General features: G+C 29.3%; 15 protein-coding genes, 5 tRNA genes and 1 other RNA gene. 8 read left to right on the top strand and 13 right to left on the bottom strand.

Going from position 1 to position 15,494, the window contains the following annotated elements; all coding sequences use genetic code 4:
* Positions 1-363: 363 nt before the first annotated feature.
* The 11 genes from ACNQ2T_RS02170 to ACNQ2T_RS02120 form a co-directional block, all read right to left on the bottom strand.
* Positions 364-873, bottom strand: coding sequence for an MAG0490 family ComEA-like DNA-binding protein (locus ACNQ2T_RS02170; RefSeq protein ID WP_416755603.1), 510 nt, complete (start codon positions 871-873; stop codon positions 364-366).
* 436 nt (positions 874-1,309) lie between these two features.
* Positions 1,310-2,383, bottom strand: coding sequence for a YhjD/YihY/BrkB family envelope integrity protein (locus tag ACNQ2T_RS02165; RefSeq protein WP_416755606.1), 1,074 nt, complete (start codon positions 2,381-2,383; stop codon positions 1,310-1,312).
* Positions 2,367-3,788: an Asp-tRNA(Asn)/Glu-tRNA(Gln) amidotransferase subunit GatB gene (gene gatB / locus ACNQ2T_RS02160; protein ID WP_418035872.1), complete on the bottom strand. Its 1,422-nt coding sequence runs from the start codon at positions 3,786-3,788 to the stop codon at positions 2,367-2,369. Before gatB ends, ACNQ2T_RS02165 begins: the two co-directional genes overlap by 17 nt.
* On the bottom strand, positions 3,781-5,106 hold the full coding sequence (locus tag ACNQ2T_RS02155; protein ID WP_418035871.1) for an amidase family protein: 1,326 nt from the start codon (positions 5,104-5,106) through the stop codon (positions 3,781-3,783). The genes gatB and ACNQ2T_RS02155 overlap by 8 nt, the downstream gene beginning before the upstream one ends.
* Positions 5,106-5,408 carry a glutamyl-tRNA amidotransferase gene (locus ACNQ2T_RS02150; protein WP_416755610.1) on the bottom strand — a complete coding sequence of 101 codons (303 nt, stop codon included), beginning with the start codon at positions 5,406-5,408 and terminating at the stop codon, positions 5,106-5,108. Before ACNQ2T_RS02150 ends, ACNQ2T_RS02155 begins: the two co-directional genes overlap by 1 nt.
* Before the next feature lie 8 nt (positions 5,409-5,416).
* Complete coding sequence (locus tag ACNQ2T_RS02145) at positions 5,417-6,292, bottom strand: pseudouridine synthase family protein (RefSeq protein WP_418035870.1); 876 nt, start codon at positions 6,290-6,292, stop codon at positions 5,417-5,419.
* A gap of 53 nt (positions 6,293-6,345) precedes the next feature.
* Positions 6,346-6,918: an SMC-Scp complex subunit ScpB gene (gene scpB, locus ACNQ2T_RS02140; protein WP_416755614.1), complete on the bottom strand. Its 573-nt coding sequence runs from the start codon at positions 6,916-6,918 to the stop codon at positions 6,346-6,348.
* Positions 6,908-7,672, bottom strand: coding sequence for a segregation/condensation protein A (locus ACNQ2T_RS02135; protein ID WP_416755616.1), 765 nt, complete (start codon positions 7,670-7,672; stop codon positions 6,908-6,910). Before ACNQ2T_RS02135 ends, scpB begins: the two co-directional genes overlap by 11 nt.
* Positions 7,656-8,429 carry a lysophospholipid acyltransferase family protein gene (locus ACNQ2T_RS02130; protein WP_416755617.1) on the bottom strand — a complete coding sequence of 258 codons (774 nt, stop codon included), beginning with the start codon at positions 8,427-8,429 and terminating at the stop codon, positions 7,656-7,658. Before ACNQ2T_RS02130 ends, ACNQ2T_RS02135 begins: the two co-directional genes overlap by 17 nt.
* Positions 8,430-8,439: 10 nt before the next feature.
* Entirely contained in the window at positions 8,440-8,754 is a 315-nt protein-coding gene (locus tag ACNQ2T_RS02125; RefSeq protein WP_416755618.1) for a 4'-phosphopantetheinyl transferase superfamily protein, read from the bottom strand.
* A 19-nt stretch (positions 8,755-8,773) separates the two neighbouring features.
* The gene (locus ACNQ2T_RS02120) at positions 8,774-10,144 is read right to left on the bottom strand and encodes a hypothetical protein (protein WP_418035869.1); all 1,371 of its coding nucleotides are present in this window, start codon (positions 10,142-10,144) and stop codon (positions 8,774-8,776) included.
* 686 nt (positions 10,145-10,830) lie between these two features.
* Between ACNQ2T_RS02120 and rplJ the strand changes: the two genes are divergently transcribed.
* On the top strand, positions 10,831-11,328 hold the full coding sequence (gene rplJ / locus ACNQ2T_RS02115) for a 50S ribosomal protein L10 (protein ID WP_416738675.1): 498 nt from the start codon (positions 10,831-10,833) through the stop codon (positions 11,326-11,328).
* A gap of 34 nt (positions 11,329-11,362) precedes the next feature.
* A complete protein-coding gene (gene rplL / locus ACNQ2T_RS02110; RefSeq protein ID WP_416738676.1) occupies positions 11,363-11,734 on the top strand; it encodes a 50S ribosomal protein L7/L12 in 372 nt (123 codons plus the stop codon).
* 50 nt (positions 11,735-11,784) lie between these two features.
* On the opposite strand, the gene ffs is transcribed toward rplL, so the two are convergent.
* Positions 11,785-11,881, bottom strand: an RNA gene (gene ffs / locus ACNQ2T_RS02105) — signal recognition particle sRNA small type.
* A 554-nt stretch (positions 11,882-12,435) separates the two neighbouring features.
* Here ffs and ACNQ2T_RS02100 point away from each other — a divergent pair.
* The 6 genes from ACNQ2T_RS02100 to ACNQ2T_RS02075 all read left to right on the top strand — a co-directional run bounded on the left by ACNQ2T_RS02100 (position 12,436) and on the right by ACNQ2T_RS02075 (position 14,293).
* Positions 12,436-12,510 (top strand) — tRNA-Asn (locus tag ACNQ2T_RS02100).
* Between the two features lie 5 nt (positions 12,511-12,515).
* Positions 12,516-12,591, top strand: a tRNA-Glu gene (locus ACNQ2T_RS02095).
* Positions 12,592-12,594: 3 nt separating this feature from the next.
* A tRNA-Val gene (locus tag ACNQ2T_RS02090) sits at positions 12,595-12,670 on the top strand.
* Between the two features lies 1 nt (position 12,671).
* Positions 12,672-12,747: transfer RNA gene (locus ACNQ2T_RS02085), tRNA-Thr, on the top strand.
* A 72-nt stretch (positions 12,748-12,819) separates the two neighbouring features.
* Positions 12,820-12,903, top strand: a tRNA-Leu gene (locus ACNQ2T_RS02080).
* A gap of 88 nt (positions 12,904-12,991) precedes the next feature.
* Positions 12,992-14,293, top strand: a complete 1,302-nt coding sequence (locus tag ACNQ2T_RS02075) for an aldehyde dehydrogenase family protein (protein WP_418035868.1) — start codon at positions 12,992-12,994, stop codon at positions 14,291-14,293.
* 49 nt (positions 14,294-14,342) lie between these two features.
* Here ACNQ2T_RS02075 and whiA read toward each other — a convergent pair whose 3' ends face one another.
* The gene (gene whiA / locus ACNQ2T_RS02070; protein WP_418006344.1) at positions 14,343-15,206 is read right to left on the bottom strand and encodes a DNA-binding protein WhiA; all 864 of its coding nucleotides are present in this window, start codon (positions 15,204-15,206) and stop codon (positions 14,343-14,345) included.
* Positions 15,207-15,494: the final 288 nt, after the last annotated feature.

Genomic DNA, 15,494 nt, shown 5'->3' with positions numbered 1-15,494 from the left:
GCATTAATTTACCACTAGCATAAAATTGTGAATACAAGGTAATATCTGGATATAGATCGCTTTTTCATACCACAAGTTTGCGTAAGTATTGATCCTGGATATAAACATTTTTCTCAGTTACATCAATTACTGTATAACGCCCATGTACTTCCTTAAACTCATATCAATTGATGAAATAGATATAGTTATGTATATTTCAAAATATAAATCAAAGAAATGAACATAGCCAGATAAGCCACATAAACTTGAAATTTATACAAGCAATATAGACTATTAAAATTGCAATTGGAATAGCTAAGAGCCATTGATTTGTGTCTATCATTAAGGCAAAAAGAGATAAGCAAATAAAGAAGTTGATCCACATTATTCTAAAATTAAGAATTTTTTTAATTTTAGAAAGGTTTTGTAGCCAACGCCCTTTATTGATTCAATATCTTTTCATGTCACTGTATCCTGCTTATGTTTCTCGTGATAGTCAAATAAGATCTTTGCATATTTTTTATCTATCCCAAAGGCAATAAAATCACTCATAGATTTAATATCGCCTCAATATAGTGTTCAATCATATTTAGGAACAAAGATTATTTTTTTATCATCAGCATATTCATCTAACTTGAATTTATCAAATTTTGAACCAGTCTTAGCTTGTGCTAAAAAGAATAATTCGCGATATGTGAGTGGAGCTGATGATTCAACATGTGTATGCAAAACATTGCCACTAAGTCGATAGTGGTAGACTTTTTCTGGTTTATCTTTTTTGTCTTTGTCTTCGGAGATCTGCCCTTGGTTTAATCTTTGAGAAAGGACAAAACCTGAAATAGCACCAGCTAATGAAAGCCCAATTAAATAAAGTCAGATTTTTTTCTTTTGCATACATTTTATATATTAAATTTAGCTAAAAAAGAACTCAAATTGAACAAAATAGCATAAAAGTATAAAAAAGAACCACAGATACCTGTGGCCTTATATATTATATGTATAAAAATAAAATACTGGATGTGTAAGAATTTATAAAATATATTAAGATATATAAGAAATAAAAAACAAGTTGTAAAATAAAAAATAAATATGTATATATAAATGATTTGCTTAAAATGCGACTTTTTAAGCACAATAACTTAGTACAAAATAATAAATAGTTTACTATTTAAGCAGTATACAGGACATTCTCATGTCCCATAGATATAATACACTATTTTTTTCTAATCAGAAATAATATTTTTTACATTTTAATTTTTTTCATCCCTATGATATAGGAGTAAATAAAAATATCATGCCAGAATATACTAGCATGATAAATGAAACAAATTTAAAATAATCATTGTCTTTTGTTAATTGTGCGTGTACTAATATAGTTTTTATAATATGCATTATTAAAGGTAATTCCCAAAAACATAAAGTAAACAAATCAGTTTATAAAGAAGGCTATTGTGAAGAAGAATCCAACAACCCCACCGAATTTATCATAGTTGAAATAACTATTAATAGTATTAAATAGTAATACAAGTAAAATGGTTGGAGTTGCAGATAGCATAGCTCCTTTATAAATACTTTTTAGGTTTAATTTAAATGATGGTATTAGTTTAAATAGCATAATTAATAAAACAAATACAAAGATAGTCGTAAATGTGAAATATACCACTAAATTGAGCCAATTATTAGGTTTTGGATCAATGCGCTTTTCTAGCATAATATCAGCTGTAGCAAAAGCTCAAAACAGTACTGAGACACATAGCACAATAAAGAATCCTTTTATTTTATTTCCTCAATAAGTTCCCATTTTATAATGCTCATAAATATAGTTGGCTGAAGAAATTAGCTTACCATACCCTGTACTTGAAATGTAAAGTGATGACAGGAATAAAAGTAAGTTTGGCAAAATAGTTTTAGAAGAAAAGCCTGCACTTTGGTCAGCAACAATATTAATTAAATAAGATTGTGACCCAGGTAAGAATCTCCCTAATGTACGTGAGGAGAATTCAGTGGCAAAATCTTTTCCCACAAAGTTATAAAAGGATGGGATATTGCTTACAAAAAGATTAAGTAGGTAAACAATATAAATTACAGGCACAAAAGAGATTAGAAGGTAAAAAGCACTTGAGAGTCAAATGAAGTTATATTCTTTGCTATTGAAGTTTGTATAAACATTATCAATAACCTTAATTCTCTTACGATTTTCACTGTCATTTCTTGCTCTTAAAAGTAACTTAGCAAAGAAAGTGATTAAGATTTTCTTAATTAAGAACTCATATAAAATCAAGAAAATAACGAAACGATCAGGAAAAATTAAGTTTTGATGGAATTGCTTTTTAATATAGCGATTTTTATTTTTGCTTTTTGTTAGCTTGTAATAAAAATCATTTTTCTTACTTTGTCATTTCATTTAATAATTCTACAACAATTTGGTTTGAAAGTACCGGGCTAACTTGACCACTAGTTTCTTTCATTAATGCACCTAGAATAAACTTAATAACTCTTTCGGGACGAGTGTTATATTCAGCTAGCATCTCTTTGTTTTTATCAATTATTTGGATAATGTGATTTTTAATAATTACTGGATCAGTAATTTGTTTAAGGTTATGTTGTACTAGTAATGGTTCCAACTCACCTTTGTAGTTAACTAATAAAGGTATTAATTTTTTAAGTGACTTACCAGAGATAATTTCTTCTTGAAGTAATTCTAAAGCTTGAGCTAATAATTTAGGATCAATAGCTAATTGAGTAGTGTGTTTAGACATTGAGTTAGCTAATGAAACAACTTCAGCAAAAAATACCTTTGATAATTTATCTTTATCCTCATAAGGAATTGAATCAAAATATTTGCTTAAATCGTAATCGTCAATAAGGCTTTGAATATAAATATTTTGAATACCATAGCTAGTATATCTAGCTAGTTTTTCATTTGGCAATTCATTGATTTTAACGCTATCAATAAATTCCTTTGAAAGCTTAATGATAGGAATATTTGGATCTGCAAAATACTTGTAGTCAGTAGTTCCCGTCTTAGTACGCATAACCACTGTTTGGTTATTGCTATCATCAAAACGTTTAGTTTGTTGAAGAATTACTTCACCACGAAGTAATTTTTCTCTTTGCAATTTAATTTCATATTCAATTGCTTTCTTAATATTAGAAGTTGAGTTCATATTTTTGATTTCAACTTTAGTTCCAAATTTTTCAACGCCATAAGGTCTAAGTGAAATGTTAATATCAGCTCTTAATGAACCTTGTTCAAGTTTCCCTTCAGAAATTTCTAAAGCAAGGACAGTCTTCTTAATCATATCTACATAGTTAGCAGCTTCTTCAGCTGTACGAATAACAGGATAGGTTACGATTTCAATAAGTGGAATACCAGCACGATTATAGTCTAATTTTGTGCCAGTTTCATCGTGGTGTTGTCTTGCAGTATCTTCTTCTAGGTGGATTCTTTCAATTTTAATTGTTTTAGGACCAAAGCTAGTAGGAATGACTAATGAACCATTTTTACCAATAGGTCTGAAGAATTGAGTGATTTGGTAACCTTTAGGTAAATCAGGGTAGAAATAGTTCTTTCTATCAAAGTGTAATTCATCATCAATTTCCATGTCAAGAGCCTTAGCAAGGGCTACACCATATTTAACAGCTTGCTTATTAACTTGAGGTAATGTCCCAGGGTAAGCTAGGTCAATTTGATTTGCTTTAGTGTTGGGAATTGCATTAAAATCAATTCCTGCAGGTGAAAACATCTTAGTTTTGGTTTTTAATTCAACGTGAATTTCGATACCAATAATTACTTCAAAATTATCCATTGATTTCTCCTCTTAATTCTTCAAGATATTCAGCGTACCCTAATAATTTTTCATCACTATAAATAGCTGATTCAAGTGCAAAGCTGTATGGCATATGTTGATGCATACCAAGTGGTATTGTAATTGAAGGGTTTCCAGTTAAGTTAGCTCCTGTTAATATAAAGTTCATTACTTTATTTGCTGAAGTATCTTCATCAAACTTTGGAGCAATTCCTGAATAAGCTGGGAAAAGTACACAGTCATATTTATTATGTAATTCCGTGTAGTAGTTCTTAATTAATCTACGTGCTTTTTGAGCCTTAATAAAGACTTCTTCTTGATTTTCTGTATATAAGAAGTAGCTTCCTAACGCTAAACGTTCTTGCACCATTTTTCCAAACTTTTGAGATCTAGTATTAAGCATAATTTCTTCTCAAGAATCACCATTTACTCTGCTACCAAAACCAATTCCAGTTAAGTTAGCTAAGTTAGAACTTGCTTCTGAGAAGCTTACTACACGGTAAACGATATTAATAGCGTTTAGAATTTCTAAATTAGGTTGAATAATTTCAACTTCTGTTCCATTAGCCTTGATTTTTTCAATAAATTGTCCCATTGCTTGATTTACATAAGGTTTAACAAAAGGACTAAAATCTAAGAAAGCAATCTTATTTGGCTTTGTCTTAGTAGCGTTAGTAATTTGAACATCAACGCTAGTCATATCCTTATAATCTTTTCCAAATAATGTTTGAGCAGCAATTATTGCGTCATTAACATTGTGTGTAAAATAAGCTACAGTATCTAATGATGAAGCATAAGCAAACATACCATATCTACTAATAGCTCCATATGAAGGCTTAAATCCAACTAAACCATTAAAGGCAGCTGGTAGTCTAACACTATCACCAGTATCACTCCCTAGGGCGAAACCAATATTAGGGGTCATTGTAGCTGCTGATCCTGATGATGAACCACCAACAAATCTTTCTGGGTCACGAGGGTTTACTACAAGTCCATAAGCACTATATGTACCAGTTCCACCAAGAGCTAATTCATCATTATTAACTTTAGCTATAATTCTTGCATTTGCATCAATTAGTTTTTGAACTACAGTTGCGTTATAAAAAGGTTGAAAATTATCAAGTATTAAACTAGAAGCTCTTGTAGGAGCATCAATTGTTGCAAAAACGTCTTTAATTGTCGCTATAACATTATTAAATGTAGTTTCTTTTTCTTGATAAGCTTTTTCTGGATATAGGTATGCTACAGCGTTATTAGTATCGTTTTTTACTTCACTATAAGCTTTTGCATAATTTCCTTTATTACGATATTGTCTCATTATTTTACCACCTTTGTTAGTGCAACAAATTCTCCACTAGTTGCTGGAGCATTAGTTAAAATATTAACTTGATTAATTGAATATGAATCATCTTCAACATCTTCACGTAACAGATCAATGTGTAAATCTTCATTAATTCTTTCCATTGGTGTTAGATTTTCTAAATTTAAAGCGTTCAGCCCGGCAAGGTCTGCTTGAATTTGCTCTCAAGAAACTAAAATTTTATCTAAAACATCATCATTTGGGCGCAACATTAAAGATTGCACAATATCTATTAATTTTTCTCTTGAAATTTGCTTCATTTGTACTCCTATTTTTTAAAGTTAGGTAATGAAAATACTTCATAGTTGTTTAGGTATTTTAAATCACCTGTAATATTTTGAAATTTTAAACTATATGAATGTAATTGTAATCTTTTAGCATTTGGACCATGGTATTTTCTATCCCCATAAATTGGATATCCCAAGTATTTCAATGTTACTCTAATTTGGTGTTTACGACCAGTAACAAGTTGAGCAACTTTTTTGCCATCTTCCATGTAAAATAAAGTAGTTGTGATTTTTCCATTTTGGATTTTTTTCGGGCTTACTTTCATACGCTTGTTAGGCTCATCCTTAGCTGAGTATAAAGTAATCTCTAAGGGATTTGCACTAGTGTATTTTTCTAGATTTATATTACTTCAAAAAGTATATTTCTTAATTAGGTTATCTGAATGATCATTAAAATATGAAACTGTTTGATAATTTTTTCCATATAGAATAATACCACTTGTTTCTTTATCTAAACGCCCAATGTGAGAAGGCTTAAAACTATCTACAGGTTTAAAGTTAAGGTAAGTTAAGACTTGATTATCAAGGCAATTATCTTCACCATGAACTTCAACACCAGTTGGCTTATCGATGATTAAAATATTCTCATCTTCATATAAGACCTTAAAATTAGGCTTAGCTGTATTTACTTCAGCTTCCTTAAATTCAGCGCTATCTTCCAAAATTCCATAAATTGAAATTAAGTCACCCTCATAAATGATTTGATTTTTTGTGATTTTTCTTTCATTGTTTATTTTGATATCTTTCTTACGAAAGATCTTTTCTATACGACTTAGTGGTAGTGTTGAACAATATTTACTAATTACTTTAAATACACTTCTACCAGCGTCATTTTTTGTTGCTTTTATTTCTAGCATAAAACCTCTTTATATTATTATATTATTAAAAAAGAAAAATTGGCTTCGCCAACTTATTCTTCACGTTGTGATGAAAATAAATCGAAATCACTGTTTTCGTTTTCAACACCTTCTACGTAGTTGAATTCGTTTAATTTAGGTAAATCACGCATACTGGTTAGTTTGAAGTGATCGTAAAATTTGTTAGTAACACCATATAAAACTGGGTTTCCAGGTGTTGGTGCAATTCCAACTTCTTCAATAACACCTTTAACAAGTAATGTATTAACTACTTGATCAGATGCTACACCACGAATTACTGAAATTTGACTACGTGTAACTGGTTGCTTATAAGCAACAATTCCTGCAACTTCGATTGCAGCATTAGATAATCTTTGTTTTTTAACAATTGAAACCATTTTTGAAACATAATCCTTAAATGTTTCTCTGGTTGCAAATTTATAAACTTCATTAAAGTTAACAACTTTAATTCCAAGTTCCATATCATTAAAATAGGCATGGAAATCAGACATAACTTTTTTAGCTTCTGCTAAGGTAGCTAAAGAGAAGATATCTTTCACTTGTTCAAGTGTTAAACCATCATCTCCTTGAATATATAATAAAGCTTCTAAAATCTTATTTTTCATTGTAAAGCTCTCCTCGTTTAATAGTTATTTCACCAAATTCTTCTTTTTGTTCAATTACTAGAACTTGTTGCTTAGCTAATACTAAAACAGCAAGTAAGGTAACAACAAAGTGATTTAGAGATGGTTGTGTAAAGACCATTTCAAAAGTTAATACTTCATGTTCCTTAAGTAATTTTTTAATAAATGGGAATTGGTCAGAAGGTGATAAGTTAAATGTTTCTAATTTAGTTGTTCTTAAGTGTTGTGCATAAACTCTTTCAAACATTTTTCTTAAGACTGAAATAAGTTTAACTGGGTTAGAATGACCATCTAATCTTGAATCGTCACTATCAACAATAAAATCATCTACGTTTGAAGGTGCTTTGATAAACATGTCTTCACGATCAGATTCAAATGTTCTTAGTGCTTCTTTGATTTCTTTGAATTGTTGATATTCAACAAGTTGTTGAATCAATTTATTCTTTTCTTCAACAACTTCAGCAGGTTCTTCAGCTTCTGGATCTTGTAAAACCATGCTAGCTTTAATTTTTAATAAAGTAGCAGCCATAACTAAGTAGTCACCAGCAATATCAATTTCACTATCTTTTAATTGATTAATAATTTTTAAATATTGATCAGCTAGTTCAACTAAGTTAATATCAAAAATACTGATTTTTTTATCTTTGATAAGAGATAACAGTAAATCTAATGGGCCATCAAAATCTTGTAATTGAAAGGTGTATTCGCTGTAGTAAGGATTAGTTTTGAGCGCCATCAGTATCAACCTCTTTTAAAATTATTGAATGTACATGAGCTGCGACTTTTGCAGAATCTTGAGTAATAAAACTATTAGGTTTTAGTGGTGTCAAGAATTTTACTGTTACTGTTAATCTGCCTTTACGTTTACTGTTATCAGCTTCCTGTGAGTGTAAAATCGCTACAGGTTGAATTGTAAGATATTCTTTCTGTGCAAGTTTAAAAGGAGCTGATTTAAATTCACCAAGTGGTTGATCTAAAACCCTAGTTCCTTCTGGGAAAATCACACCATAGGTTTTGTTTAATTTAATAAATTCTGCAAATTTATTCATTTCCACTAAACTTTGTTTAATACTATTGCGATCAACAAAGAATGTATTTAGTAAATGCAATGCACTCTTAATAAATTTAGCATCAGCTAATTCTTTTTTAGCAACAAAGGTTGGAATTAATTCTTTAGCATTTGCTTCATAAGTTTGCTTTTCTAAAGCTACAAGCATAATAAGTGGGTCAAAAAGTGACTTATGATTTGGCATTACTAAAACGCTACCAGATGCAGGTAAGTTATCATAATTTTCAATCACAACATCAATGTTGTATAGTTTTAGAATTTTTTTGCTTAGTTTTAGTAAATATTTATAACGCTCAATAGATTGTATTTGGTCAGCATCTTTTTTATATTTACGATATTTGAGTTTTAAGTTTAAAAAGCGTGCAGCTCATAATGGAGATAAAATAATTTTCTTAAAAGTTATGTTTAATGCAGTTTTTTTCATAAAGGCCTTTCTATTGTTTAGTAACAACAGCTATAACGAAGTCATCAGCATAGCTAATTGAAATTAAAAAATCTTTAAATTTTCATAGTTTAGATTCTGGGTCTTTTTTAATGTTGACTTTTCTAAAATCGATATAAGTGTTATCAGCTTTAAAAATCGCTTCCTTGATAGCTCATGAGCGTGCTAGAAATTTAGCTTTTGAATCGGGGGTATCAAGTTTATTAAAGTAAACTAATTCATCAGCTGATAAAACGCGATTTCAAAATATTTCACCTTTATTTAAAAAGCGTGAAATATTTGTAATATCTATTCCTAAACCATTCATGTAATGAATTATATAAAATTTATTGATTATTGGTAATAATGGATACAAGCAATTCTAAAAATTTTTTATAATAACGTAATTTATCCAATGTGACTGCAGGAGAGGTTGAAACTTTATAAGTAGCTGCATTTATTCCACTTAGTGATTCATTAAATTTTAAGATTTCTACTACATCTTTCAAACTATAATGGTGATCTGAGCAATAAATATTTTGCATAATTGCATTAATACGAGTGGTAATATCACTTAAAGCTGCCTCTACAAAAAGTAAATACAATCCTAAGTAATAAATTGATTTAGGTGTGTGGCCTTTAGTTGAAGTTTCTGAAAGATAATTAGCTTTATCTAATATGTATTGGTTTCATTCTAAATCTGAATTATAAACTGGCAGTAGCTTTAATTTTTTTAGTACTAATTTCTTGCTGCTTAAGAAAAATTTAGCATATGTTTCTTGAAATATTTCAAAACAATGTTTTTGATTTTGCGGTGAGTATCAAAAGTCAATAAGTAAGTCACGTTTTACTGCATTGACTTCATTAGCAGTTGGGACAAAATAACAATATAAATAGTATTTTTTATAGTTTATAGAGATTATTTTAAGCAAGAAAGGCCGGTCCATAAGATTATTTTTATACCGTTCCATTAGTTTTACAGAGAATTTAAACCCTTTTGTATAAATGTTTTTATAAATGTCATGTAAGTTGTTTAAACGCAAGCAAAAATCAATATTTTCTTTATTTAGAGCTTTAAAAAGATCTGATGAATAATTGGCAACTATGTAGTTAGATAAGTTAGCAATTTCTTGAAAATTTGTATAAGAAAATGGACGATTTAACGAGTCCAAAAGAAGGACATCATCGTCCATTGTATCTTGCGCGAAAAATTTAGGTGATCAAAAGAAATAATTATAACTTTCATCATTATTTAAATCAAAATTATAATCACCTAAAGAAAAGTTTGCATCATTTTTAATTAATGACCCATCAAAAAGGCGTTCGATGTAACTAATAGGGTTGCTAAGTGCTCTTAAATCTAATCTATCGCAGTATTCAACAACTGGTTCACCAATATATCAGTAAAAGACATTTAAAAAATCATCAAAAGTTTCTTTTGAAAAAATATTTTTTAGTTCTTTAACAAATGGTAAATTCTGAATAATGTCATGATGTTTACAATTTAATACAACATTATCAACTACAGGGACAATTGGCAATGTACATTCTTCATTATCGTGTCTTTCAACTAGCGCCATTGGTCATATATTCAATGCTTGTTCAAGATCAAAAATCAGATGTCTTTTACCATTTTTAACTGCTTTAAATCTGGCATCAAGAGTCTTGATACCATTAGCTAATAATGTCAATATTAATATGTTCGTTCTCTTTAACATTTATTCTCCACCTTATATTATAACATTGTGACTTTTGCAAAGCAAGAAAGTTCTTAAAATATTTTTATTAAAAATTAAAATAAAAATTAAAAAGATGACATTCCACTAAAACAGAAGTGGAGCTGGCATCTTTTTAGTTCCTGTTATAAAATTAGTGTGTAAAAACAAAAATGAAATGAACTAACTTAATTTTATGATAACTGCAAATAAGATACACAAGAAAAATATAATTTGTGTTGAATATAAAATAAGATTTATTTTGTCACCCCTTAGCACATGTAAGTAAGAACTTTTTATAACCAAATTTAATTCAATTAATAAAGGTTTTATATTAATGTTAATAATATTACTGCAGTTACTGCTTACTAAGAGGGTAATTACTTTTCTACTATATTAATAGTTCATTATTAAGCTTTTTTTATTTCAAAATATAAAAAAGATTATAAAGTCTCAAAGACGTGGGTGTTTAAAAAACTACCTTTAGCATTTAAATTCAGAGAGTAAAGATTTAAAAATGGTTAATATAATTAAAAGTACATTTTAGTTATGCTTTTAGCTTTTTTATATTATAATTTACTCGCAATACATAAAGACAGTAACTGCGCAAGCTTAATTTCATGGTTACCGAGTGTATCACTTCAAATGTTCAATTGTATTGCAATAAATTTTGAAAGGGGGCAGAAAATATGTCAGAATCAAAATTAAAAGCAGCTAAAAAAGAAGTTGTTTTAGAAATCGTTGACAAAATCAAAAGCTCACAAGCTGTTGCTTTTGCTGAATACCGTGGTTTAACAGTTTCAGAATTAGAAGAATTCAGAAAAGAAGCTAAAAAATTAGGTGTTGATATTAAAGTTTACAAAAATCGTTTATTTAAACTTGCAGCAAACGAAACAGGTATCGGTGAATTAGCTGATTATTTAGTAGGACCTAACATCTTTGCTTTTTCAAACAATGATGATATGTCTGCTGCTAAATTATTAACAAAATTTGCTAAGCTACACAAATTAATGGTAGTTAAAGCTGGTACTTTTGAAGGAAAAGTTATTGATGCTAAAGGTGTTAACGAAGTTGCTACACTTCCTACATATGAAGAAGCACTTGGTATCCTTGCACGTTCAATGATGGCACCATTACAACAAATCTCATTATCACTTAAACTTGTAAGTGAAGGTAAATCAGAATAATATATAAATCAAATTTAAGAAAGGACATTATATTATGGCTAAATTAACAAAAGAATTATTTATTGAATCATTAAAAGAAATGTCAATTAAAGAAGTTATGGAACTTGTAGAAGCAATGAAAGAAGAATTCGGAATCGACCCAACAGCTGCTGTTGCTGTTGCTGCTGCTCCAGCAGAAGGTGCAAGCGAAGAAAAATCAAGCGTTAAAGTTGTTTTAAAAGCTGACAATGGTAAAAAAGTTGCTATTATTAAAGTAGTTAAAGACTTATTAGGATTACCATTAATGGACGCTAAGAAAATTGTTGATACATTACCTGCTGTTATTAAAGAAAACATCAAACCAGAAGAAGCTGAACAAATTAAAGCAGCTCTTGTTGAAGCTGGTGCTGAAGTTACAGTTGAATAATTTCTTATATATAATTTAAAAAAAGAAGCATTTGCTTCTTTTTATTTTTAGCTAAAACAAAAACCACTAGACACAATACTTTCCCACGTGGCTGCTTTATTTCTATCCTGACCAGGTTAGGGTGTTATCGTTCTAATGGCATAATTATTATATCAATTATTTGACCTATTATTCAAAATTTTATTTTTTTCTATAAATTTTGGCCCAGCTAATCTCTAAAGAATCTCAATAATATGTAGTAAAGATTAAATATCATTATTCACAAATAGAAAAATAAAATGATATTTAAATATAGTTTTATTTTTAATGGAACATACAAATTTGGACATATTAAGGGAAAACAAATATAAATACAATACTTTGATAAAATTATTGGGATGCTTTTAATTAATATAAAATAAGAAATGAAAAAAGTGATCCTTACTTATTAAAAATAGAAGATCAAAAACATTATAAACATTTTATACATTCTCTTTATTATATTAAACGTTTAGACTTATTTTAGCGCAGTTAACGTACTAAATCATCTATAGATTAAAATAATATTTTTTACATAAAAAATATATGATTTCTAATTTTCGTGCTATAATATTCTTGCTTTTAAACACATGGCAAAAAATTGAATGAAAAAAATTAAAAATATTTTTCTTAAATTTTGAATGTGTGCTATAATATATAAGCGATATAAATAAATAAGGCGTGCCGATTTAGCTCAGCGGTAGAGCAGCTGGCTGTTAACCAGTTGGTCGTTGGTTCAATCCCAATAATCGGCGCCATTTATGGTCTGTTGGTGAAGTGGTTAACACACATGGTTTTCATCCATGCATGCACGGGTTCGAGCCCCGTACAGACTGCCATTTGGAAGATTAGCTCAGTTGGGAGAGCGTCGCCCTTACAAGGCGAATGTCATGGGTTCGAGTCCCTTATCTTCCACCATGCCGTTTTAGCTCAGTTGGTAGAGCAACTGACTTGTAATCAGTAGGTCGTAGGTTCGAGTCCTATAAACGGCACCAATAACTGGTTTAAATTGGAAAATTTATCTATTATTGGACGTCATGTTCAATAATTTTTAAACCTTATTTTATGCGCGAGTGGTGAAATTGGCAGACACGCTAGATTTAGGCTCTAGTGCCTCCGGCATAAGGGTTCGAGTCCCTTCTCGCGCACCAATTATCTTATAAAAAGTTTTAAATAAGATAACGCTAGAACTTCTAACGTTATTTTTTTTATTTCTTAAAATTTGTTAATATTTATACTATGGATATTAAACAAAGAAAAAACAAATTAAAGAATCTAAAAAAAGCAATCTACAATAATTTAGATGATATGTGCTTAGCATTAGAAAAAGATTTAGGAAAATCTAAAAATGAAGCTAACATGACAGAGATTTTGCCAATTATTAATGAATTAAATTTATACATAAGAAAGATTAATAAATGAGCAAGACCTAAGACTGTTGCTACGCCAATTTCTCTTTTAGGTACAAAATCTATAATAGAGTATGAGCCATATGGTACAGTATTTATTATATCTCCTTGAAATTACCCATTGCAATTAGCCTTCATTCCATTAATTAATGCGTTTGCAGCTGGGAATAAGGTAATCTTAAAACTATCTGAACATTCAAAGCATTCTAATGCAATTATCAAGCAAATTATAGCTAATGTCTTTACAGAGGATGAAGTTAAAGTTGTAGAATGCAGCATAGAAGAAACTAATCGAATTATTGATAATGAAACAGATTTCTTATTTTTCACAGGATCTCAGGCAGTTGGAAAGATTATGTATCAAAAAGCAGCTAGCAAGATGATTCCTTGTGTACTTGAATTAGGTGGCAAAAATCCAGTTATCATTACTAAGGATGCAGACTTAGCTTTAACATGTCAAGAGTTAATCTTTTCCAAATTAATGAATGCTGGTCAAACATGCTTGGCGCCAGACTTTATTTTGATTGATGCAACAATAGCTGAAAGCTTTTACCAAGAGTTTACTCTTCAGTTGCATCAATTACTAGATAATCAATTGAATGGCAAAGGACAATTTGCGCACTTAATAAATGCAAATAGTATCAGTCGTTTGAATCAAATGCTAGAGCAAGAGATTGACTATAACGACCATAAAATTTACCTTTGCCAATTGCAAAAAGAGAGCAAATTGGCCACAGAAGAGATCTTTGGACCTATACTTCCAATAAGAATTTATCATGATCTTGATGAATTAGCCTATGAACTAGGACTGTTGGATGATTCATTATCTGCATATGTTTTTTCGAAAGATAAAAAAATATTTGATACAATAAAAATGTGAGTATCAAGTGGAAGCATCGCTTGAAATGCGACTTCACAATTTATCTATAATCAAAACTTACCTTTTGGTGGTATTGGCAATAGTGGAACTGGAAAGTATCATGGTAATATTGGTTTTATTACCTTTAGTCACCAAAGAAGTATTTTTCTTGGTAGAAATAAACGCATTATGCCCACACGTATTTTAAATAAAATAATCTTTTCTAGAGATTTTCACAGAATAATAAGACAATCTCTTAAATTTAAAAAATAGGAAATTTTTAAAAATAGGAGCACCTTAGAGTGCTCCTTTATTTTTAAAATTACTTTTTATCTTGTTTAACAACCATATCAAGCTTTCGGAATCAGTGATTGAGACCACTTTTAGAAATATAAATATTATGTTGTTGCTGTAATAAATAAGATAATTCAGCTAATGAAATTCATTTATTTTCCGACTTAATGCGGAAGGCAACTAGTTGATTTTCATCAAAAGATTGCTCTAAATTATGCTCAAAGATATAGTTAATATTTTCAATATGACGAATTGTGCTTTGGGCTATTTTATTAATATTGCTTAGATCAATATTATTGATTCGATTAGTTACATTTTCAAAATCACGCTTAATTATTAAGTTTTGCAAATCATATCATGAGTTTTTAGCGTTAATTGCTGCTAGGAAATCGATTAGCTTTTCTTTATTTTTGTTATATATAATAAATTTATTCCCGCGTGCTAAAAAGTTAAAATTAAACTCATATTCATTCAGTTTTGCTTGAATTTGTTGCAAATGAGCTTGATTATGTGAGGCAATTTCTAAGTGATATGAAGTAGAATTTTTACCAGAAATGCTCCCACCACCACAAAAGACACCAGCAAAGAAGTATGTTAGATAGTCTTTATAATCAAGATCTGGAGAAATCATTGCATTAGCTAAAATGACAAGTTTAGATTTTCAATTCGCTTGCTTTTGATATGGCATGTGAATTTTATCTAGCTTGCGGATCACCTTATCCATTAAATATTCATTTTTAATGGATAAGACATAATTATTATTTTTATCTAGTTCACCAGAACAAAAAACAAGCCCATTAATAAATGAGACAATTTCAGGCTTTTTACTAATACTATTAATTACTTCTTTTTTGACTTCAAAACTAAATGAAGTTGAATGTGTCTTTTTCATAAAATCAATTATAAAAAATTATTTTTGTATTCAAAACGATTGATTTTTTTAAATTTTTTTCATGGAAAATGACAGGCAAAATGAATCCAACCTAAATATAGGCTTATAAGTTTTTAAAAAATTCAAATCAAGCAATTTATAAATTTCACAATCATAATTTTTTTGTTAAAATTAAAAAGCAATAGAGTTAATTGCAGAAAAGTAGAAGACACTTCTCACCTGATGACCATAGTCTTGGGTTTAGCTACAATTAAACGTATCATAATTCTGATACCTTTTTTAGTAGAT

It is taken from the genome of Mycoplasma haliaeeti (assembly GCF_048284645.1).
Lineage (GTDB): Bacteria > Bacillota_I > Bacilli_A > Mycoplasmatales > Metamycoplasmataceae > Mycoplasmopsis.
This window is presented reverse-complemented; position numbering and strand designations above follow the sequence as displayed.